The organism is Shewanella alkalitolerans, assembly GCF_019457575.1.
GTDB lineage: Bacteria > Pseudomonadota > Gammaproteobacteria > Enterobacterales > Shewanellaceae > Shewanella > Shewanella loihica.
This window is the reverse complement of the sequence record NZ_CP080422.1, coordinates 1,419,883-1,442,334: the sequence shown is the minus strand read 5'-3', so window position 1 is coordinate 1,442,334 and position 22,452 is coordinate 1,419,883. Positions and strand designations below refer to the sequence as shown.

Annotated in this window: 21 protein-coding genes; 7 read left to right on the top strand and 14 right to left on the bottom strand. The window is 53.6% G+C overall.

The features are described 5' to 3' along the window. Window positions 1-5: 5 nt before the first annotated feature. Window positions 6-1,472 carry an IMP dehydrogenase gene (gene guaB / locus K0J45_RS06425; protein WP_220044698.1) on the bottom strand — a complete coding sequence of 489 codons (1,467 nt, stop codon included), beginning with the start codon at window positions 1,470-1,472 and terminating at the stop codon, window positions 6-8. Between the two features lie 119 nt (window positions 1,473-1,591). On the opposite strand from guaB, the gene xseA reads away from it, so the two are divergent. After that, entirely contained in the window at window positions 1,592-2,920 is a 1,329-nt protein-coding gene (gene xseA / locus K0J45_RS06420) for an exodeoxyribonuclease VII large subunit (RefSeq protein WP_220044697.1), read from the top strand. 67 nt (window positions 2,921-2,987) lie between these two features. Here xseA and K0J45_RS06415 read toward each other — a convergent pair whose 3' ends face one another. From K0J45_RS06415 to rlmN, 9 genes are all read right to left on the bottom strand, one after another. Beyond that, window positions 2,988-3,521 carry a hypothetical protein gene (locus tag K0J45_RS06415; RefSeq protein WP_160798785.1) on the bottom strand — a complete coding sequence of 178 codons (534 nt, stop codon included), beginning with the start codon at window positions 3,519-3,521 and terminating at the stop codon, window positions 2,988-2,990. 191 nt (window positions 3,522-3,712) lie between these two features. Further along, window positions 3,713-5,182: a ribosome biogenesis GTPase Der gene (gene der / locus K0J45_RS06410; RefSeq protein WP_220044696.1), complete on the bottom strand. Its 1,470-nt coding sequence runs from the start codon at window positions 5,180-5,182 to the stop codon at window positions 3,713-3,715. Between the two features lie 94 nt (window positions 5,183-5,276). Beyond that, window positions 5,277-6,464, bottom strand: a complete 1,188-nt coding sequence (gene bamB / locus K0J45_RS06405; protein ID WP_011865095.1) for an outer membrane protein assembly factor BamB — start codon at window positions 6,462-6,464, stop codon at window positions 5,277-5,279. An 11-nt stretch (window positions 6,465-6,475) separates the two neighbouring features. Beyond that, window positions 6,476-7,099, bottom strand: a complete 624-nt coding sequence (locus K0J45_RS06400) for a tetratricopeptide repeat protein (protein WP_011865094.1) — start codon at window positions 7,097-7,099, stop codon at window positions 6,476-6,478. A 14-nt stretch (window positions 7,100-7,113) separates the two neighbouring features. Further along, window positions 7,114-8,385: a histidine--tRNA ligase gene (gene hisS / locus K0J45_RS06395; RefSeq protein WP_220044695.1), complete on the bottom strand. Its 1,272-nt coding sequence runs from the start codon at window positions 8,383-8,385 to the stop codon at window positions 7,114-7,116. A 153-nt stretch (window positions 8,386-8,538) separates the two neighbouring features. Continuing rightward, window positions 8,539-9,654, bottom strand: a complete 1,116-nt coding sequence (ispG, locus tag K0J45_RS06390; RefSeq protein WP_220044694.1) for a flavodoxin-dependent (E)-4-hydroxy-3-methylbut-2-enyl-diphosphate synthase — start codon at window positions 9,652-9,654, stop codon at window positions 8,539-8,541. Between the two features lie 19 nt (window positions 9,655-9,673). After that, window positions 9,674-10,654: a RodZ domain-containing protein gene (locus K0J45_RS06385; RefSeq protein ID WP_220044693.1), complete on the bottom strand. Its 981-nt coding sequence runs from the start codon at window positions 10,652-10,654 to the stop codon at window positions 9,674-9,676. Beyond that, a complete protein-coding gene (pilW, locus tag K0J45_RS06380; protein ID WP_011865090.1) occupies window positions 10,654-11,442 on the bottom strand; it encodes a type IV pilus biogenesis/stability protein PilW in 789 nt (262 codons plus the stop codon). Before pilW ends, K0J45_RS06385 begins: the two co-directional genes overlap by 1 nt. A 32-nt stretch (window positions 11,443-11,474) precedes the next feature. Next, window positions 11,475-12,596, bottom strand: coding sequence for a dual-specificity RNA methyltransferase RlmN (rlmN, locus tag K0J45_RS06375; protein ID WP_220044692.1), 1,122 nt, complete (start codon window positions 12,594-12,596; stop codon window positions 11,475-11,477). A 145-nt stretch (window positions 12,597-12,741) separates the two neighbouring features. Here rlmN and K0J45_RS06370 point away from each other — a divergent pair, with 145 nt between their 5' ends. Next, complete coding sequence (locus K0J45_RS06370; protein WP_220044691.1) at window positions 12,742-13,875, top strand: CNNM domain-containing protein; 1,134 nt, start codon at window positions 12,742-12,744, stop codon at window positions 13,873-13,875. A 141-nt stretch (window positions 13,876-14,016) separates the two neighbouring features. Next, complete coding sequence (locus tag K0J45_RS06365; protein ID WP_220044690.1) at window positions 14,017-15,777, top strand: bifunctional metallophosphatase/5'-nucleotidase; 1,761 nt, start codon at window positions 14,017-14,019, stop codon at window positions 15,775-15,777. Window positions 15,778-15,924: 147 nt separating this feature from the next. Here K0J45_RS06365 and K0J45_RS06360 read toward each other — a convergent pair whose 3' ends face one another. From K0J45_RS06360 to K0J45_RS06350, 3 genes are all read right to left on the bottom strand, one after another. Then, on the bottom strand, window positions 15,925-16,419 hold the full coding sequence (locus tag K0J45_RS06360; protein ID WP_220044689.1) for a GNAT family N-acetyltransferase: 495 nt from the start codon (window positions 16,417-16,419) through the stop codon (window positions 15,925-15,927). A gap of 251 nt (window positions 16,420-16,670) precedes the next feature. After that, entirely contained in the window at window positions 16,671-16,973 is a 303-nt protein-coding gene (locus tag K0J45_RS06355) for a hypothetical protein (protein ID WP_011865085.1), read from the bottom strand. A 127-nt stretch (window positions 16,974-17,100) separates the two neighbouring features. Then, entirely contained in the window at window positions 17,101-17,325 is a 225-nt protein-coding gene (locus K0J45_RS06350) for a DUF3820 family protein (RefSeq protein WP_220044688.1), read from the bottom strand. A 617-nt stretch (window positions 17,326-17,942) separates the two neighbouring features. On the opposite strand from K0J45_RS06350, the gene K0J45_RS06345 reads away from it, so the two are divergent. From K0J45_RS06345 to K0J45_RS06330, 4 genes are all read left to right on the top strand, one after another. Then, window positions 17,943-18,686 carry an AAA family ATPase gene (locus K0J45_RS06345; RefSeq protein ID WP_011865083.1) on the top strand — a complete coding sequence of 248 codons (744 nt, stop codon included), beginning with the start codon at window positions 17,943-17,945 and terminating at the stop codon, window positions 18,684-18,686. After that, window positions 18,646-19,059, top strand: coding sequence for a CopG family transcriptional regulator (locus tag K0J45_RS06340; RefSeq protein WP_220044687.1), 414 nt, complete (start codon window positions 18,646-18,648; stop codon window positions 19,057-19,059). Before K0J45_RS06345 ends, K0J45_RS06340 begins: the two co-directional genes overlap by 41 nt. A 279-nt stretch (window positions 19,060-19,338) precedes the next feature. After that, complete coding sequence (locus K0J45_RS06335) at window positions 19,339-20,163, top strand: M90 family metallopeptidase (RefSeq protein WP_220044686.1); 825 nt, start codon at window positions 19,339-19,341, stop codon at window positions 20,161-20,163. Window positions 20,164-20,186: 23 nt separating this feature from the next. Continuing rightward, window positions 20,187-20,660: a nuclear transport factor 2 family protein gene (locus tag K0J45_RS06330; protein ID WP_220044685.1), complete on the top strand. Its 474-nt coding sequence runs from the start codon at window positions 20,187-20,189 to the stop codon at window positions 20,658-20,660. A 2-nt stretch (window positions 20,661-20,662) separates the two neighbouring features. Here the strand turns inward: K0J45_RS06330 and K0J45_RS06325 are convergent, their stop codons facing one another. Next, entirely contained in the window at window positions 20,663-22,111 is a 1,449-nt protein-coding gene (locus K0J45_RS06325; protein ID WP_220044684.1) for an HDOD domain-containing protein, read from the bottom strand. Window positions 22,112-22,452: the final 341 nt, after the last annotated feature.

The following is a 22,452-nucleotide window of genomic DNA, read 5'->3' as shown; positions in this document are numbered from 1 at the left end:
AATAATTAAGAACGGCTACGATAGTTAGGCGCTTCTTTGCTGATGGTCACGTCGTGAACGTGGGACTCACCCATACCCGCCGAGGTCACCTTCACAAACTCCGCCTTCTCATTAAGATCTTTAATGGTAGGACAACCTGTGAGGCCCATGCATGAACGTAGGCCGCCCATGTACTGATGGATGATCTCCTTGAGCTTACCCTTATAAGGCACGCGACCCTCGATACCCTCGGGTACCAGCTTGTCGGCAGCGTTATCGCTCTGGAAGTAACGATCAGAAGAACCTTGTGTCATGGCGCCCAGAGAGCCCATGCCACGGTATGACTTGTATGCACGGCCGTTGTATAGCTCGGTCTCACCTGGTGCCTCGTCGGTACCGGCGAACATAGAACCCGCCATGATGCATGACGCACCGGCTGCGAGAGCCTTAGCCAGGTCGCCCGAGAAGCGGATGCCGCCATCGGCAATAACAGGAATACCTAAGTGCTTAACTGCGGCTGCAGCGTCAGATACTGCGGTGATCTGCGGCACACCTACACCGGTGACGATACGAGTGGTACAGATAGAGCCAGGGCCAATACCTACCTTAACGGCGTTCACACCGGCTTCGACCAGTGCCAGGGCACCTTCGGCCGTGGCTACGTTACCACCGACGATCTGTAGATCTGGGTACTTGGCGCGGGTGTCGCGAATACGCTGAAGAACGCCTTCAGAGTGGCCGTGAGATGAATCGATGAGTAGCACGTCGATACCGGCTTTCACCAGGGCGTCGACACGGGCTTCGTTACCGGCACCGGCACCTACGGCGGCGCCAACACGCAGACGACCCAACTCATCTTTACAGGCGTTTGGCTTCTCTTCCGCTTTTTGGAAATCTTTAACTGTGATCAGGCCTTTGAGTCTGAAGTCACCGTCGACGACCAGTACCTTCTCGACGCGGTGAGCGTGCATCAGCTTCTGCACTTCATCCAGCGGCGTGCCTTCAGGCACAGTCACCAGACGCTCTTTAGGCGTCATCACCTGATCGACGGTGCGAGACCAGTCGGTGATGAAACGTACGTCACGGCCCGTGATGATGCCCACCAGCTCATTGGCTTCGTCAACCACAGGATAGCCCGCAAAGCCGTTCTTCTCGGTCAGGACTTTCAGCTGCTCAAGTGTGGTATTAGGCGTGACCGTTACAGGTTGCTGAACGATACCCGCTTCATAGATCTTTACTTGGCGAACTTGCTCGGCCTGCTGCTCTATGCTCATATTTTTATGGATGAAACCAATACCACCTTCCTGTGCCATAGCGATGGCAAGGCGCGCTTCAGTCACGGTATCCATGGCTGCAGACACGATAGGCATATTGAGTTCGATCTTTTGGGTTAAGCGAGTCTTGAGAACGGCAGTGTTAGGGAGTACGGTCGAGTGTGCAGGAACAAGCAACACATCATCAAAGGTTAGTGCTTCTTTTTTTAAACGTAGCATGGCAACATCTCCCCATGTAGGTGATATAAGAGGTAAAATATTGCGGCGGGATTATACCTTGCATATTGGGTCTGGTAAATGGAAAATAGTAAAAAAGTCGCTTTAGTAGCAAAAAACCTATGAAAATGCCGAAAAATAATGTTTACACCGTGTCGCGCCTCAACGGAGAAGTGAGGCAATTACTCGAGGGTGAACTGGGTAAAGTCTGGCTCGAAGCAGAAATATCCAATTTTTCGGCGCCCAGCTCGGGCCACTGGTATCTCACCCTCAAAGACAATTACGCCCAGATCCGCGCCGCCATGTTTAAGGGCCGCAATCGCGCCGTCACCTTCCGTCCGGCCAATGGCCAGCAGGTGTTGGTCAAGGGCGCCATCAGCGTCTACGAGCCCAGGGGCGACTATCAGCTGATCATCGACTCCATGCTCCCTGCCGGCGATGGCCTGCTGGCTCAGCAATATGAAGCCCTCAAGATGAAGCTGGCCGCCGAAGGCCTGTTTGCCGCCGACACTAAGCGGCCGCTGCCGAGCAACATTCAACGCATCGGGGTGGTCACCTCGGCCACGGGCGCGGCCATCAGAGACGTGCTGCATGTACTCAAGAGACGCGACCCCTCCATCGAGGTGATCATCTATCCGAGCCAGGTACAGGGAGAGCATGCCGATAAGTCTCTGTGTCACGCCATCATGCAGGCCAACGACAGGATGGAAGTAGATGTGCTGCTGCTCACCCGAGGCGGCGGATCACTGGAAGATCTCTGGTGTTTCAACAGCGAGGCCCTGGCTCATACCATCTATAACAGCGCCCTGCCCGTGGTCTCGGCGGTGGGCCACGAGGTGGATACCACCATCAGCGACTATGTCGCCGACCTGCGTGCCCCCACCCCTTCGGCCGCGGCCGAGCTGCTATCCCAGGATGCGCTCAGCAAGGCCGACAAACTCAGGATGGCCATGACACGCCTCAAGCAGGGCTGGCAACACTATGACCTGAAACAGGCCCAGCGTTTCAGCCAACTGCACCACAGGTTAGAGCGTCAGGATCCCAAGCGCCGCCTGCAGCAATATGAGCAGCGCTTTGACGAACTGCAACTCAGGCTCACCGCCGCCTTAACCGGTAAGCTGCACCAGATGGAACGCCGTCAACAATCCCTGCACGCCAGATTAAACCAGGTCTCTCCCAGTCATCAGCTGGCCTTGGCCGCCAGCCGTCTGACCCATCAGAACCAAAGATTACACAGCGCCATGCAGGCGAGGCTCAACTCAGCAGAAAAGTCGCTGCAATTTGTCGCCCATCAGCTGGAGACGGTCAGCCCACTGGCGACCCTGAGCCGTGGCTATAGCATCACCCTAGACGCACAGGGCAAAGTGCTGCACAGCGCGCAAGATATCCGCACAGGCGATCGTCTCACCACTAAGCTGGTCGACGGCGAGGTGCAATCGACGGTAGTTTAGCCCTCACATAAAAAACGCCCTTACGGGCGTTAAAATGAGTATTTAGCAACTCAATAAAATCGAAGGCCTATTTTCTCGGGCCGACCGGTACCATGATGTGCGCGTAAGGTGTGCCCTTCCACATCACATAGGGGCCACCGGCGTAAGGGTCGGTAGGCAGACTGTCGAGCAAGGCGGGATCCGGCATGAGAATCATCAGGTGCGGCCCCTCGACGATCCACTGATTGTCTTTGGTTTCGCCCTCGGCGTAGGGATCGGTATTGCTCGCGCCACCATCACCAGCCAGCATATAGGAGATCCCCACAGCCTTGGCCTGAAACGGCTTCTTGTTCATCCAGGCGTCGGCCCATTCCATCCAGGGCCCATCCATACACATAGGCGCCGTGCCTTGCAGACTAGGCGGGGTCGGGAAACAGGTATAGTCGACACTTCCTTTTTGCAGGACATTATTGTCCCAGTCCATCACTGTGACCTTATCCCTCAGGGTCGGCGGCGCGGCGTTGAGCGCGTCTTCCAGTAAGGCCTGTTTATCTGCGGCCTGGGCGGCGCCGGCCAAGAGAGCCAGCGTGGCGGCAAGCAGCAGGGGTTGTTGGTGTTTCATAACACTATCCTCAGGTGAGTTAAACTACCTAAATTACTGCACCTTTGAGTATAGTCGGCATCCCTATAAAGACTCGATCTACTTACATTAGGTAGTTTATAAGACCAAACAAAATAGAGATAACAGGATAAAACACCTAGATAACAAAAAGGCCATCACTAGGCCTGACCTTTTTAGTGAGACAGAGAAAGTTACTTCTTCTTGTCTTTGATGTGACTCATCATACGCTTGCGGCGACGCTCCTGGCTCACAGTTAGCTTCTTAGTGTTGAGCCCTTCGAACGGGTTGCCCCCTTCCTGGAAGCGTACCTGAATCGGCGTACCCATCACCTTGAGCGAACGACGGTAGTAGTTCATCATGAAGCGCTTGTAAGAATCCGGCAGCTTCTTCACCTGATTACCATGGATCACCACGATTGGCGGGTTGTAACCACCGGCGTGGGCGTACTTCAGCTTAACACGGCGACCATTAACCAGCGGCGGCTGGTGATCGTCCTGAGCCATCTGCATGATGCGGGTCAGCATAGAGGTGCTCACGCGGCGCGTTGCGCTCTCGTAGGCTTCCTCTACCGACTCGAACAGGTGACCCACACCCGTGCCGTGCAGCGCCGAGATGAAGTGAATACGGGCAAAATCGATAAAGCCCAGACGACGGTCGAGCTCGCTCTTCACGCGCTCTTTCACGTCTTGATCGATACCGTCCCACTTGTTCACCGCGATCACCAGCGCGCGACCCGCGTTCAGGGCGAAGCCCAGCAGACCTAAGTCTTGCTCGGCGATCCCCTCGCGGGCATCGACCACCAAGAGCACCACGTTGGCGTCTTCTACCGCCTTGAGGGTCTTGATCACAGAGAATTTCTCAACCGTCTCGTGCACTTTACTGCGACGACGCACACCCGCGGTGTCGATGATCACATATTCCTGACCGTCGCGCTCCAGCGGGATATAGATACTGTCACGGGTCGTACCCGGCTCATCGTAGACCACGACACGTTCTTCACCCAGAATTCGGTTAGTCAGGGTCGACTTGCCCACGTTAGGCTTACCGATAATCGCCAGCTTAATTGGCAAGTCCTGCAGACGCTGCTGCTCGGCCTCGGCCTCTTCCTCTGTGTATTGACGCTCGTCGGCTTCCTCTTCATCCTCGCCGTCACGGGTCAGTCCCATGGCTTCGGCGTAAGGGGTCAGCGCGTATTCGATCATGTTGGTCACGCCGCGCCCTTGGGCGGCAGCCATTTGGTAAACCTCACCTAGACCTAGGGCCCAGAACTCGCCACAGGCAGAGTCGGCGTCGATACCATCGACCTTGTTGGCTACCACGAAGGTGGTCTTCTCGCGGCGGCGTAGGTGCTCGGCGATCGCCTCGTCGGCGGCCGTCAGACCCGCGCGGGCATCGGTGAGGAAGAGCACCACATCGGCTTCTTCGATCGCCGCCAGCGACTGCTCTGCCATGCGGGTCTCGATCCCCTCTTCGGTGCCGTCAATACCACCGGTATCCACCACGATAAATTCGTAACCAGATAGATGTGCACGACCATACTTACGATCCCGAGTCAGACCTGGGTAGTCAGCTACCAAGGCGTCTCTGGTGCGCGTAAGACGATTGAACAGGGTCGACTTACCTACGTTTGGTCGGCCTACCAGGGCCACAACTGGAATCATTTTTTTGCCTCTAATCTACAAATCTATCTGAATATCTTAAATAAAAAGCCCCCAGCACAAGGTCCAGGGGCTTTAAAAACTGTTAAAGCTCGCCTTAGGGAAGCGTAATTCTTGCTACCTTGCCGCCGCGACTCTGGACGTAGATCTTATCATCTATTACCAGTGGCTGGCTAAATAAACCTGAACTATCCACTTCGACGCGGCCCACCAGCTTACCTGAGGCGCGATCGATGAAATGCAGATAGCCTTCGAAATCGCCCACCACCAGGTAGTCTTTGAAGACCACTGGCGAGGTCAATTCGCGGTTAGTCAGCTCGCTGTTGCTCCAGCTTTCTAGGCCGTTACGCTTATCGACCGCATACACACGGCCGTGGTCATCCACCAGGTAAAGGTTCAGACCGGCCGAAGCCAACTCGTTGAAGCTAGAATATTTACGGCTCCAGACCACACGGCCTGTACGCAGCTCCATGGAGACCAGGTTACCGTTATAGCTCACCGCATAGATGTTCTCGCCCACGATAAGCGGCTTCATATCCACATCGGCCATACGGGTAAACTCGTTACCCCCTTTTGGCGTGTAGATAGGCTGCTCCCAGGCGGCCTGACCGTTGCTTTTCACCACAACCGCGACCTTGCCATCGGCGGTGCCGACGAAGAAGCCACCAGCCTCATAGGCCGCAGAACCTGTGCCCCTTAGGGTCAGGGTTGGCAACTTGCTCTCGTAGACCCACAGCTGTTTGCCGTCATCGACGTTATAGGCTTCAAGGGCGCCAGTGCTGGTGTGAACCACCACCACATCTTCGCCCACAGTTGGCGCAGACAGCAGCTCTCCGCCCGCGGTCACATGCCAGACCATCTCGCCGGTTTCGGCATCGACGGCTCCCAGCAGGCCACTCTCACCACCGAAGAACACCTTGTTACGGGCGGCGGTAATGCCAGAAGAGAGACGCGCGCCCTTGTTCTTAGACAAGGCGCCCTCTTTGAACCAGGAGCTGATCTCCAGCGACCAGACCTGCTCACCTGTGGCTTCGTCGTAGGCGGCGACTTCACCGTAACGATCCATAACGAATAGCTTGCCGTAACGCACCGCCGGACGGATCTTAGAGTAGTAATCACCCACACCACTGCCGACGGAGGCACTCCAGCTCACCTCGGGAAAGACGCTCGCCTCAATCTGCGGCAGCGGACTTACCGGCTCTTCCTCAACATCGTTAGAAGAACAGGCCGACAGCAACCCCAGGCTCAAGCTGCAAGCCAGTAATGTTTTGCACCAAGACTTCATGGGCAGCTTCCTTATGCCTTGTTCAGGTTATCTAGCTTCATCTGTAAGGCTGGGCTTGAAGTCGCTCCGCCATTGTCCAGTGCTGACTGATAGGCGCTCTTTGCCTTGTCGGCATCGCCTTGACGTACCAGGAAATCACCTTTTAATTCATCACGCTGTACGGCAAACGAAGGCGTGTTAAGCTGCTCCAGAGTCGCCAGTGCCGTTGCCAGCTGACCTTGCTCTGCCTGCACGCGGGCAAGACGCAATGTCGCAACCGCAACCAGACCTTCTTCAGGCTTGCTGACCAAGATCTGCTTAAGGGCCTGCTCGGCCTTATCCAGCTCACCGGCTTCTACCGCGGCCTTAGCCACGATAAGTTGCAGCAGCGCCTGATAGCCTTGCTGACCGTCGTGGTCTTTAGCGAAGCTCTCGGCAGCCGCCAGCATGCTCGAATCGGCTTTGACCGAGTTGCTGATGGTTTGGAAAGCTTCAGAGGCTTCTTCTGCCTGAGCCACCTTGTAATCTGAATAGTAGTTCCAGCTGTAAAGGCCACCCAGGCCAACCACTGCACCTATGACAATCGAGTTGCCATAGTCTTTCCAGAACTGTTTGATAGCATCGACTTGTTGTTCTTCTGTGCTATAAATTTCCACGTTTCTCTTCCTCTTTAAATCAGTTCTGCAACGTAAGCTGCTAACGAATCCTGTGCAACCAATTCTTGTTCTTTCTCTTCACGCAGATATTTAAGCGCCACCTGACCATTAGCCAGTTCAGTCTCGCCGATCACTATGGCAAGCTTGGCGCCGCTCTTATCGGCACGTTTCATCTGCTTCTTGAAGTTACCGCCGCCGCAGTGACTCATCACCTTGAGGCCGTCAACTTCACGTAACTGCTGCGCCACCTTGATGGCCGCCACACGGCAATCATCGCCCATGGCCGTAACATACACATCCACCGGACCCGATACATCGTCGGTCAGCGCCAGCGTCTCCAGCATCAATACGATGCGCTCAAGGCCCATGGCGAAACCTACCGCTGGGGTGTCTTTGCCACCCAATTGACCTACCAGGCCGTCGTAACGACCACCGGCCAATACTGTGCCCTGGGCACCCAGGCTGTCGGTGACCCACTCGAATACGGTGCGGTTATAGTAATCTAAACCGCGCACCAGACGAGGGTTAATTTCGTATTGGATGCCAACGGCTTCAAGTAGTTCACACAAATGTGCAAAATGGCCGCGACTTTCTTCGCCGAGGTAATCCATCAGCGCCGGGGCATCACCCAGCAGCGCCTGCACATCCGGGTTCTTGCTATCCAGTACGCGCAGCGGATTTGAATACATGCGGCGCTGGCTGTCTTCGTCCAGCTTCTCCTTGTGCTGCTCGAGGAAGGCGACCAGGGCGTCACGGTAGGCCGCGCGCTCCTCGGCATCCCCCAGGGTGTTCAGCTCAAGCTTCACATGCTCGCTGATCCCTAGCTTCTGCCACAGGCGGTGGGACATCATCAGGACTTCGGCGTCGATATCGGCCGAGGCAATACCATAGACCTCGACACCGAACTGGTTAAATTGACGGTAGCGCCCCTTCTGTGGACGCTCGTGGCGGAACATGGGACCCATGTACCACAGACGCTGCTCTTGATTGTAAAGCAGGCCATGCTCGTTACCCGCACGCACGGTAGAGGCTGTGCCTTCAGGGCGCAGCGTCAGCAGATCGCCATTGCGATCGGCAAAGGTATACATCTCTTTCTCGACGATATCTGTTACTTCGCCGATGGAACGTTTGAACAGGTCGGTACTCTCTACGATAGGAGTGCGGATCTCGCTGTAACCATAGGCCGCAACGGTATCACGCAACACTGCTTCTAGTTTTTGCCATAGCGGGCTCTGGGTCGGCAGAATATCGTTCATTCCGCGAATCGCTTGAATCTGTTTTGCCACTGTATCAACTCGTCCGAAATTTAGCTGTAAAAAATAAAAAAGCGCCTCGCATTATAGGCGCATCAACAATAAACGCAAAACCGGCGCGGCGCGCCAGTGAGCTGCGCCACAAACGGGGCTAAAAGCCCCATCTTCTGCGCAGCAAACAAAGGGTTATTCCGTGATATCGGTTGTCGGAATACGCGCGTCGACGCTGGCGACCTTGGCGCGGATCTTCGCCTCGAGCTGATCAACGATATGCTCATTGTCGAAACGCTCCTTCTGACGCACACCGTCGTCATAGTAACCGCTCTTACGATTACCGCCGGTCAGGCCAATATCCGATACCAGGGCTTCACCTGGACCATTGACCACACAACCTATGATGGAGACATCCATAGGGGTCACCACATCTTCCAGGCGACGCTCCAGCTCGTTCACCGTGGCTATCACATCGAACTCCTGACGCGAACAAGATGGGCAGGCGATGAAGTTGATGCCGCGCGAGCGAATACGCAGGGATTTGAGGATGTCGAAACCAACCTTGATCTCCTCAACGGGATCGGCAGCCAGCGAGATACGCAGGGTGTCGCCAATCCCTTCGGCCAGCAACATGCCAAGGCCAACGGCCGACTTCACGGCGCCGGCTCGGGCGCCACCTGCCTCGGTGATTCCGAGGTGCAGCGGCTGCTTGATCTGTTTGGCCAGCAGACGATATGACTCCACCGCCAGGAAGACGTCTGATGCCTTCACACTCACCTTAAACTGATCGAAATTGAGTCTATCGAGAATATCCACATGGCGCATGGCCGATTCCAGCAAGGCCTGCGGCGTCGGCTCCTTGTACTTGTCCATCAGGTCTTTCTCTAATGAACCACCGTTAACACCGATACGGATCGGGATATTCTTGTCGCGGGCACACTCCACCACGCTTCGGATGCGCTCTTCGTTGCCTATGTTGCCCGGGTTGATACGCAGACAATCCACGCCATATTCCGCCACTTTCAGGGCGATACGGTAATCGAAATGGATATCGGCAACCAGGGGGATCTTAGTCTGCTGCTTGATCACCTTAAACGCCTCGGCGGCATCCATGGTAGGCACAGAAACACGTACGATATCGGCGCCGACATTTTCCAGCGCGCGGATCTGAGCCACCGTGGCCTCCACATCTGTGGTGCGGGTGTTGGTCATAGATTGCACGGCGATTGGCGCGCCATCACCGATGGGCACATCGCCCACATAGATGCGTGTCGAAGGGCGGCGAATGATTGGGGACTCGTTGTACATCTTAATTCACTCTTTTACTTCAAAGATTGACGGCGCTACCGACCGTCAGTCTGGCAACTCGGCCACTGGGATACTTGGCCAAATCAACTTGTTCACCATTGAGACGCATGGTCAGCGACTGAGGCGCCCCCAATATAACCTTAAACGGCGCCTGACCAAAGACATTCATCTCTTTGCCTGCCAGCTTGAGGCCATTGACCAGCACCTTGCCGTCGGCATCGGTCACCTTGATCCAGCAATCACCGCTCAGGCTCAGAGCCAACACGGCATCGTCTGCACTCTTAAGGGGTTCATCTGCTTGGGAATTTGGGTTAGTCACTTCCAGCGCGACGCCAGTCTCAGGTGTCGAGCGAGCCTCGGATGGCAGGTTTTCAGCCTGTTCGCCTGTCAGCTGAGCATTGGTAGATTCCTCCGCCACTGCTTGATCAGGCACTGATTGCTCTCTTGGCATCTCGATACCTGTGCCTGCCTGTGGGTCTTGAGCTAGCATAGGCTCAGACGAGGCTGGCAGGGTCGAGAGCTCGGCAGTTTCTTCCACCGAAGGTTTTGAGAGATCCAGATCGGCTACCATGGCGGACTTTTGTACCCACCAGAGCACCAGCAATGCCAACAAGACGAAGATGATGAGATAAGTCACCAGCATCAGGCGGCCATCTCTGGCCTGGCGCGTGGTCTTGCGGGAGAAACTCTGCATAGTAGGCGCGCTGACAACGGGAAAGCTTTCGGCCAGGTAGGCATCCACCTTGGCCATCTCCAGCCCCAGGATACGGGCGTAATTCTTCACATAGCCTTTGACATAGGTCGCCGACGCTATGTTGTCATAGTTGTCCGCCTCGAGATCTTGAACAATCGATGGGCGCAGATTGAGTTGCTCGGCCACGCTGGCTAAAGTCATCTGGCGCGACTCACGCGCCGCCTTTAACCACTGGCCCAGTGTTTCACCGGTTTCCTTTGGTTTCTCAGCATCATCCTTGAGCATATCGATTTGATTATCAGTCATTAGTGCATGCTTGCTCTATACTGCTTGGCCTCATTGGAAGCGGGAAACTTAGCCAGGAGAAGAATGCCAAATTTTCTCATCGCTTCAGGGTCATTTAGGCCTTGCTCAATTTTAATTCCCAACGCCAGACTCTGAGCCGATTCGGGCACTACTCTATGGTAACGCGCCAGGCCTTTCTTGGCGGCGGAGTAGTTCCCCAGATCCAATTCGATCTCAGACAATTCTAATAGGGAGTTGGCACGACGCGGGTCATAGTTAAGTGCCATCTCGAAGTAGCGTTGTGCTTTTTGCAGATCACCCGACTTGCGGCTACAAATCCCCAGATTCTCATAGCTGGAGGCCGAACGGGTGTATTTGGGCATTTTTACCGCCCGAAGAAACATCTCTTCGGCTTGATCGTACTTCGCCTGCTGGCAGAGGAACACGCCGAAATTATTCATGGAATCGCCGCTGGCATCGCTGGCGTTGATGGCGTTGCGATACGCCTTCTCGGTCAGCTCTAATTCGCCAACCGATTGATAGTAATAGGCTAATGCCACGTGTACATCTTCGATGTTAGGCGCAAACTCGAGCGCCTTATCCAGGTTGTACTTGGCTTGTTCGCTGTTGCCTTTCTGCAGATAGGTCAGACCCAACTGCACCCGTTGGCGGGCGGCAGAAACGTTGTCGAAGGTACGCTCTTGAACGGGCACATCTGTGCCACTGTAAGTTCTTTCAGTCACGCATCCTGACATCAGCGCCGAGGTCAGGATGACTAACAGGGTCAATGTTGGCTTTTTGCTTAACATTCGCAAGCCTATCTAGTAGCAGATACAATAAGTTAGTTTATTGTGACTGAAATCTGACTATCTTGCATGCGTTTTTTCGCTAAACGTTTGGTTCGGTCGCGAATATCCCCGGCTAACTGGCCACAGGCCGCGTCGATATCGTCTCCGCGGGTCTTACGAACGATCACTGTCAGGCCATATTCCATCAACACCTTAGAGAATCTGTCGATACGTGAGTTCGATGAACGCCCGTATGGCGACCCAGGATAAGGGTTAAAAGGGATCAGGTTGATCTTACAAGGGGTATCCTTCATCAACTTGGCCAGCTCATGAGCCTGATCTGTGCTGTCGTTGATATGATCAAGCATCACATATTCCAGGGTCACGCGGCCGCGGTTGGCGTTGGACTTGGCCAGGTAACGACGGATCGCCGCCAGGAACTCCTGCAGCGGATATTTCTTATTGACCGGTACCAGCACGTCACGCAGCTCATCGTTTGGCGCGTGAATACTTACCGCCAGGGCCACATCCAGGTTATCACCCAAGATATCCAGCGCAGGCACCACGCCCGAGGTAGAGACGGTCACGCGGCGCTTAGAGAGGCTGAAGCCAAAGTCATCGAGCATGATGTCGATAGCCGGCATGACGTTTTTCAGGTTCAGCAGCGGCTCACCCATGCCCATCATCACCACATTGGAGATAGGACGCTCGCCGGTCTCTTTCTGGAAACCGAGGAAGTGAGACACGCGCCAGATCTGACCAACAATCTCAGACACGGTAAGGTTACGGTTAAAGCCCTGCTGGGCGGTCGAGCAGAAGGTACACTCAAGCGCACAACCAACCTGAGAAGAGACACACAGGGTGGCACGGTCCTCCTCTGGGATGTAGACGGTTTCGACTTCTTGGCCATTGCCCACGTTGATGGCGAACTTGATGGTGCCATCGGCAGACTTCTGGTAGCTGGAGATCTCTGGCGCCACCACCTCACAACGCGCGGCCAGTTTGGCACGTAACACCTTGTTGATGTTGGTCATCTGTTCGAAATCACTGATGCCAAAATGGTAAAGCCACTTCATCAATTGATCGGCACGGAAAGGCTTTTCACCCATCTCGGTAAATAGCGCTCTCAATCCCTTACGATCGAGATCCAATAAATTGATCTTTTTTTCACTCATTTTGACTAACCTCAACACCAAAACCTGCCACAGGGCGGCGAATTATACAGATATCAATAAATTTTAGCCAGTAAGGAAATAGACTATGCTAGAATCCCTCCCAAGCTAATATTGGCTTGCTACCTGGAGTTGTTTTACCTCCCCCATGATAACCCTTATTGTTATTGTCTTTGTCGCTATCGGGATCTCTTTTCTCTGTAGTGTATTCGAAGCCGTGCTTCTGTCTGTTACCCCTAGCTTTATCGCGAACCTGAAAGAAACCCATCCTGCGGCGGCCGAGCGTTTGAGCCACCAGAAGGAGAATGTGGAATCGCCACTGGTCTCTATCTTGACCCTAAACACTATCGCCCATACCGTGGGTGCCGCCGTTGCTGGTGCGCAGGCCGCAAAGGTGTTTGGCGATGAGATGCTGGGCGTCTTCTCGGGCGTGCTGACCTTCTTGATCCTCTTCTTCTCTGAGATTATCCCTAAGACACTGGGGGCAAACTACTGGCGTAGCCTGGCTCCGAGTGTGTCGCTGGTGCTACTGTGGATGGAGCGCATCACTAAGCCGCTGATCTGGATGTCACAGCAGGTGACTCGCAAGCTGGGCAAGGGCGACGATGGCCAATACATACGCCAGGAGATGAGCGCCATGGCCAAGATAGGCCATGAATCGGGTGAGCTGGACGAGCAGGAATCTATGATCCTAACGCAGATGCTGTCGGTCAAGGAGATGCCGGTTACCGCCATCATGACGCCGAGAACCGTGATGTTCAGCGTGCCAGCGTCAATGACTCAGACCGAGTTTGCCAAGCTACATAAGAAGAGCCCCTTTACCCGTATCCCGGTCTTCGATGGCGATCGCGACAATATCGTGGGTTATGTTAACCGCAACACCATCTTGTTGTCGGAGCGGGACACGCCTCAGGCGCCTATCTCGGCGGTGCGTCGTAACCTGGTTATCGTGCCGGAAACGGCCAAGATCTTGCCGCTATTCCAGCTGATGATTAAGCGCAACACTAAGATAGCCATGGTGGTGGACGAATACGGCAGTGGCCACGGTATAGTCACCCTAGAAGATATCATCGAGTCCCTGCTGGGCCTTGAGATTGTCGACAGCAACGACCCAGTCACCGACATGCAGCAATTGGCGAGACGCCAGTGGAAGCGCCGCATGACTCATAAGGGGATACGCATCTCGGATGAAGGCTCGTCAGAAGATGACGAAGTACCGAAGAGCGAGCCGCAAGAGGCCAGCGTCGCTGAGACAGAACCTCTGGGTAAGGTGAGCAAATAACCCAAATAACTTAAGTACTGAGCCGATATAAATTAGCAGCTCATTAAATACTTAAGAAAAGTTAACAAAGGGAAGCGAATGCTTCCCTTTTTCATTTACCCCCGCTGAGGTATACTTGCCCGCTTCACAGATGGAGCCTACATGACCAACAGATATTCGCTCAAGCTTGCACACATCAACGACACCCACTCTCACTTCGATCCTTCACGCGTTCAATTTCTGCTCACCCATGAGCAACAAAGTTATGAGGTCTATAGCCACAGCGGTGGTTATGCCAGGATCGGCTATCAGGTGCAGCAAGCGCGTCGGCAAGCGGCAGATGCCGGGCAAGATTTTCTGTTTCTGCATGGGGGCGACAGCTTTCAGGGCACTCTCTACTTCAATCAGTTTAAGGGGGTGGCCAACGCCGATCTGCTCAATCGCCTCACGCCAGATGCCATGGTGCTGGGCAACCATGAGATAGACGCCGGCAATCAACCGGTTAAACGGTTTCTCGATACCATTAACTTCCCCCTGCTCGCCGGCAACATGGATCTCAGCCAGGAAGAACCCCTAAAGCAAAATAGACTCGCCGGGCACCCCAAGCTATTTGACTATTTTCCCGAGGGTCAGATGGCCAAGGTGCTGCTAAAGCCCCTTGGCGACAAGCAGATCGCCATCATAGGGATCACCCTGGATCAAATGAAAGAGATCGCCAGGCCAGATGAAGATACCCACTTTGCCAACGCCATCGCGACCACAGCCAACACGGTAGCCAAGCTAAAGGCCGACGGCATAGATCATATCCTGGTGCTGAGCCATCTAGGTTGGGATAAAGATAAAGAATTAGCCAAAGAAGTCCCCGGCATCAGCCTGATCGTCGGCGGTCACTCACATACCCTGCAGGGCGATTTCAGCGCTATCGGCATCAACGCCCTGCCCTATGGCTATCGCGTGGAAGAGACACCGATTTTGCATGCAGGAAAGTACGCCGAAACCCTGGGGCTGTGCGACATTGAATTTGACGACAAGGGGCGTGTTACAAAGCTTGCCGGACACAACTACTTCATGCTCGATGAGCATCTGATCATCGAAGGGGAGCAAGAGGTCACCGCCGCTACCTACAACGCGCTGAAGAAGCAGCTCATGTCGCATCCAGGCGTGCTGTGGAATGAAGGAGCGTGGGATGAGGAGCTAAGCGAGATCAATCAGGTGATCGCCCAGCGCTATCGCCCGGCCATCGACGCGCTGGAGCATCAGGTGCTGGGATTTGTGCCAAAAAACTTGATCCACACCCGCCTGCCGAGCAAGGCGCTGCCCCATGGCAGCGAGATCGCCCCCTGGGTCTGCAAGAGTATCTATCATGAGACCCGCAGACTCGATCTTCAGGTGGACTTTGCCCTGCACAATGCCGGCGGCGTCAGACAGTCCCTCAACAAGGGCACAGTGACCATGGCCGACGTGCTAGGGCGCCTGCTGCCCTTCGCCCTCCCCCTGGTGAAATATCGCATCTTGGGCCGCTACCTGTATCAGACTCTGGAGTCGGCCATCAACTCGGCCACCAACAACAGCATTACCGGTACGGGCGCCGGCAGCTTCCCCTACACCTATGGCCTCAAATATTGCTATGACGGCAGGCAGCCGCTGGGCACCCGCATCCTACAGCTGGAGATCTTGACCGAAATTGCCGGCGAGATGCAGTGGCACAGTGTGATGCCAGATCGCATGTATAGTGGCGTCTCATCGGCCTATACGGCATCGGGTAAGGAAGGCTATCAAGACCTGCTCAGAGCCGAGCAACAGGAATCGATTGAGGCGCTCACCCTACCCCAGGCCTTCATCCGCTACATGCAGCGCGAAGAGGGGCTCCACGGCGTCATGCCGCCCCATGTGTTGTATACCAGTCACCTGGACGGCCTATAGCTCGGTCCAAATCAGAATTAAGTTAGGCCTGAAAACTCGGGGACGTTATTAGGTTTATTTAACTTGCTTGTCTGAGAACATATCGAGATTAAAGTGGGAAAACTAAGTAGCGAGGCTAACTAGGAAGGCTATTTAGCTAGACTAGGCCTAAGACTTCACCAGATAGTAGGCCATAAATATTTGGCCTGCCTTTTCCTGATATCGCTTGTGTCGCAGAGCAAACCCCTCGGCCAAAAACAGTGGCCGCGACAGACTAGAGGCATCGACGCTCAGCTCGAGCATCCCCTGCACCGCCGACCATGACACAAGCTGGCGTAGCAGTTGACGCGCTATCCCCCGCCCCTGATATTCAGGGTGCACATAGAGGCTGTCGATATATCCTCGCGAGGCATAGTGAGTCTCCACATTGATAAAACCGACGCAGCGGGGTAGCCCGCCAACCAGGCTCTCTGTGTCGACGGCTAACCAGGCCTGTGAGCGGGTCAGGCGTTTATGCCAGTGATAGCCAGAGCGCGGTGCCCTCGACCAGGCGCACTTTTGCGCCGCACTGTAATGGGTCTCGTCAATCGCGTGCACCGCCAGATGATAGACCTCGCTGACCTGAGTGCTATATCCCTTACTGTAGGGAGTTATCTTAATCATCGTCTTATCTGAATCTCGCAGAGTGACTTTTGCCATGAGATACTGGCCGAGTAATACCGGCCGAGTAACACTGGCCGCTACCAACTCTTTGCCACCACTTTTAGCAAACTGGCTTGTCGTAAATTGCAGCTTATATTAGTCGCCCATCTGGCAAAAAAATAGTGCCGATAACAAGTTAGCGGCACTATCTATTATGTTTAGACTCTTACATTCTGTCTTTCACGCTGGGCCAGGCTGCTAAGCCGCCTAGGCTACTTCTTGTCGATGCGACCCACAAATAGCAGTTCGTCGAAGGTGCGGTTAAGCGTCTTGCTGGTAAAGTCATTCATCCACATCTGCTCTTGAACGACAACTACGTCACCTTTTTTCACCTCTGCCTGAGGTCCAGCCGCCCAGAAAGTCTTGTCGGCTTCTTTGATCTGAACATAGGTATAACCGCCACCGTTCATGGTATCGACCACTGTGCCCTGATGCACTACACCAGCCGCCCAGGCACTCGAGATCCCCAGGGCTAAGGTGGCCGCAGCGGCTAAACGAACTAATTTAGTTATCATTGTCATTCCTTAAGTGTTTGCCTTTAACCCCTGCATTAAAACATGGCCTTTGCCATAAATCTCTACCCGGCGTACCTAAAACAGCATTCAATGAATCAGTTTTAGATCAAGCTCTCATTCCCGAGTTTTATCCTTGAGTGCGCGGAACTAATAACGGCTTGAGCATGCCCTCGAGGCCATTGAGCTTCACTTCGAAGATGAGCGCCAGCTGCTGACCCAACTTGCCGTCGGGAAAGCCTTTGCTGTGAAACCAGACTAAATAAGGCTCTGGAAGCTCGAGTAAGCGTAATCCGGCATATTTACCAAAGGGCATTTTTTGATTAATCGCCTCGATTAAGGCCTGTTGATCCATCTTAACTTTCCTAACTTAACTATCCTAAATGGCTATCGGGAGGTGTGCGGGGTCCAGCTTACGTGACCTCTGGCGCCAAACCAAGTGCTCTGAATAAAAAGTGCTTTGGATAGAAAGGAGCTTGCTATAAATAGCAGTAACACTTGTTCATTTCCCGCGCGCCGCCTTGAAACATAAGGTAAATTTCCCCAGAGGCAAGCAAACCGAGTTCAAAGTTTTAGTCATTACACATATAACATTTAGAAATATAAAAATTAAATATACTCACATTTTGAAATAAAAGTAAGGTGAAAGTCTTACACTTTTAAGGCATAGGCATGACAAGCGAGGCAATAAAACCAACAAACAAAAAGTAACTTCATGTTTTAAAACATATTATTCGTAAGACCTTATTCCTCAAGCCCTTAGCGTCAAATATCTGCCAAATAAGCCAAAACGTCAACTTAATGACAGGCGCCATAATCAAAAAAAACGTCAATTTTCATGTAGTTGACCAACAATTAATTAACACCTAAATTGGACTCATGCCCAAACAGGTGAGGTCGCGAGACAGCAGTACATCACTTGGGAACCTAACAACAAACATCGGCAATCATTGGCAGTCGAGAGGAAATAGAATGATCATTTTAGTTGGCGGTGAAAAAGGCGGTAGCGGAAAGAGCTGTTTAGCCCAAAACATAGCGGTATTTCTCACGGTAGAATGCGGCGCGTCGGTCATCATGGTCGATTGTGATCCCCAGCGGACCACCTCAGACTGGATTCAAGCTCGTAACAACAATGGTACCCTAGCCAGCATCAACTGCGTACAGCTCTACGGCAAGATACGCAACGATCTGCTCAGCCTAGAGCAACACTATGACTATGTCATCGTCGACTGTGGTGGTCAGGATAACCTGGCACTTCGCGCCACCATGTCAGTTGCCTCCCATGTGTTGATGCCACTACGTCCTAAGCGTAGAGACTTGAAAACCGTCAGCCACATGGATGATATCGTCGCTACCTGTATGATGATTAACCCTAAGATGCGCGCATCTTTCGTGATCACTCAATGCCCTAGCCTACCAAACCAGGCTAACCGCATCTTTGAGGCGAAAGAGGTGTGTAAGACTTACGATATCAACGTGCTCGACGCCATCACCTACAGCCGAAACATATATGATGACAGCGAAGAATCGGGTCTGTCTGTCATGGAAACTCAGCCAAAAGGCAAGGCCGCCGAGGAGATCCGCAGCATCGCCTGTGAAATGCTGCAAGCTTCGAGTGCTACAGAAATTCGCAATCGTCTCGCCGAAAAACAGATGGATAAGTTAAGGGGTAACTATGGGTCTGGCCGATCTCAAGAAAAGCTCTACGCAGTCTAGTGCCGCGAGACAAAACCGTAAGCTGCTGAATATTTCGCTCGATGCCTTGATCGATGACTTCATCGAGGACGCGACACACTATGCCGCTGGGCAGCCGAGCAATGTGCAGCAGATGGCCGAGGTTATCGCCTTAGAGACGGGCTTCGATGGTGATTTTCTAAATCGCCACGCACCTAAGGTGGTGCCTAAGGGCACTGGGCCCTATCGCAAGGCGACCTTTACCCTGAGCGAGTCTGCCATCGCGCACCTTGCCGAGTTGGCCAGCGGCTGCGACGTGGCTAAGTCGAAATTGATCCGCTTTCTCATCGAGCACCATTACTCGTTATCGGAAAGCGAACGGCAACAGAAGGAACAATCCATCATAGTTGATTAAATTAGTCCATTAAATTAGTCGACTAAAACTAGTCGATTGAGTTAGCGATAGTATTAATCGATTAGCTATATCCCCAGACGCGCTGGGCTCATCATCACCCAGCGCGTCGCCATTTTCGCCCCGTCTCCCTAACCTTTCTGGCAGCGACAGATTTCAGTTTCCGAACTTACGGGCTGCCAGCTTTTTTTCTCCACGCCTTTTTCTGCACGCTTTTTCTGGCCCTAAGATTGAATTTGCGGCAAGCAGCACCATATCTTGCTATATCATAGGGAGATTTTTATGCTAGCCATCTTTATTCTTGCGCTGGTCAGTAGCGCCGCCATAGGGTACATACTGTTTAAGCCAAGGTATGTCAGGTATCGCCGCGCGCAGATCGCCAAGCGGCCCTTTCCCGCCAGTTGGCGCGCCATACTCAAGCGCCGTATGCCCTATTTTCGTGCCCTGCCAAGCGACCTGCAATTACAGCTCAAGCGTCACATCCAGATCTTCATCGCCGAGAAGCAGTTCGTCGGCTGCCAGGGGATAGAGATTGATGATGAAGTAAGGGTAACCATAGCCGCCCAGGCTTGTCTGTTACTGCTCAATCGCGACACCGACTACTACCCTAAGCTCAAACAGATCTTGGTCTACCCTAGCCTGTTTATCGTCAGCCAGACTCAGCAAAATGGCGATGGCACCTTTTGGGAGCGCAAAAACATACTCTCTGGCGAATCCTGGGAATTTGGCAAGGTGGTGCTCTCATGGCATACGGCCAAGGAAGACGCTGCCCAGCCCTATGATGGCCACAACGTGGTGATCCACGAGTTTGCCCACCAGCTGGATCAGGAAGATGGCCACTCCAACGGCGCGCCCATCTTAGCCCATGCCAACGACTATCAGTCTTGGTCGACCGTCATGGCGCAGGAGTTCACTCGGCTACGCGAAGACGCCAAGTGGCATCAACCCAGCCTGTTTAACTATTACGGTGCCACCAACGAAGCCGAGTTCTTCGCGGTGATCACCGAGACCTTCTTCGAACGTCCCCATGAGTTTTACCAGCAGCATCAGGCCCTCTATCAACAGATGAGTCATTTTTTCAAGCTAGATCCGGTAAACTGGCATTAACGACACTAAAAAGGAGTTTTACCATGACAGTCAGACATCCCATGCAGACCTGGCTTTTGGCAGCCAGCGCCCTGCTGCTGAGCGGCATCTGCCGAGCCGAGATCCCGCTAGAGGCGACTCAGACCTTAGACAAGCTACACGGCTACGCCGCCAATGCCGATTGGGACAACTACTTCGCCCTCTATACCGAGGATGCCCACTTTATCGGTACCGACGCTTCTGAAAACTGGAACATGCAGGAGTTTTCCGCCTATGCCCGCCCGACAAAGGGCTGGCACTACACCCTGGTTTCGAGGCAGCTTGAGCAACACGGTGACGTGATAGTCTTCGATGAACACTTAAGCAGTAAGTCTTACGGCAACTGCCGCGGCACAGGCACTCTGGTACTGACGCCGGAAGGCTGGAAGATATTGCAATACCACCTGAGTTTTCCTATCCCCAACGCCATGGCCAAGCGGATCACGGCGCAAATCAGCGCCGCGAGTCAGAAAGAGTAGTGCTAATGCACAGAGACTGATAGGCAGAGATTGGTCAGCTGCGCGAAGTGGGTAAAGCGCTCGAAATCCACTTCCGCCAGCTTGCGCTCCGAGCTGTGCCTGTCGGCGTATAACAGGCCAATCACCTTGTTATCCACCAATATCGGCGCCAGCATGAAGCCCATAACAGAGGTGTGTCGCCTGAGTTCTTCGTCGGTATAGAGACGCCACTTTTCCGAGCTAGGATTGTCGATAAACAGCGGTTTCTTGAGATCGACACTCTCGGCAAACACATTCTTGTCGTGATTGAGCTCGACGATAAACTCATTCTTCATCTTATCGCTGTTCTCGCCTAACACCACGCGAGGCTGCAGGCGTTTACGGTTTGGTGAGAGCAGCATCACGGCGCAGCGATCCATGCCGATACCATCGAGCAGACCGCTCAGGGTAATGGTGATCACCTCATTAAAGTTCGCCTTGTTGATGGCGCAATCTGTAAGTTCCCTGAGTTTCTTCAGCTGCAAGTCGACATTGAACTCACGCACCTTAATGGGCTCGACCTCAGGCTCCGCCGCCAGCGTCAGCTGGTGAGTATCGGGTAAAAAGGCCACCAGCACCTTGGCGCCATAGGTATCGGCCAGCTTTCGGGTGGCGTGGCTGCACTGGATCATCCTTCCCTTAAACTCATCCACCTCAAGATCCAGCATGTCTGCCGCCTGCTTGATTCGATGATTCAGCTCGGCAATATCTTTGCTGTCGCTGGCCATCAACTCACTGATCTTATTGGCAAGATAGATGGAGCGGATCTCAGGCGTGCGCTCGTTGGGGTTAGACAGGGACTTCACCAGCACCTCACCGAGGCCCCAGTTTTTGGCTATACCCATGGAAAGCTGAGTAAAGGAGGTGCCCAGCACCTCTCTAACCACATTGTTGGCATCCTTCTCATCGACCTGATTGAGGCGCGCATCGAGCTGCTCTGTGGTCTCACCGCCCATGCTCCAGAAGGCGCTCTCCCCCAGGTGATAGAGCAGCGCGGCGATAAACACCTCTTCTTGCAGCTCTTCGTCATGATCTTTAAGCATCATCTTGGCCAGCATGGCAGCCTGGAAGGCTCTGGCCATCAGGGTGAGCAGCCTGTGATACACAGGCTCAGATAAGCCCTTGTTTTCTAGCAGGCTACTGAGCAGTTTGGCGGTAATACAGATGTTGCGTATGGTATCGAAGCCCAGTACCACGGCCGCGCGGCTCACAGTGGTGACGTGGGAGATCCCCTTATTATAGATGGCGCTATTGGCCACCTTAAGAATTCGCGAGGTCAGCGCGTTGTCATGCATCACGCTGCGGCCGAGTATCGCCAGGGAGGAAACATCATCTTTGGCTAGTTTCTCAAGGGTTTTCACCGTCGAGCTAAGTGCCGGCATCTCCTGTTCGCTGATGCGTTTGGTCCAGTATTCTGCACCTTTACCTGACATGGCAGTGTTCAATGCGTATCTACTCTTTTATATGAAGAAATAAGGATAGCGCTCGCTTGCCGGCGCCGTCTTTGATGAATTATAGGCAGAAAAACTTATAACATAACAATTACATCTGCCGCCAGTGGCAAATCACGTTTATCACCTGCACCCTATTCACATGGCAAGGATTTCATCTCTTTATCGGCTGCGGGAGCGTATTGATAAGCACAAAATAAAAAAGGCGGCTCAAGAGGGACCGCCAAAGCAAGCAAAAATAAACAAGTAGAAAGGAAAGAAAAACCTCGCACTGCACGTAGGAACACAGTGCGAGGAACAACCGCTGCTAAAGGACAGCAAGT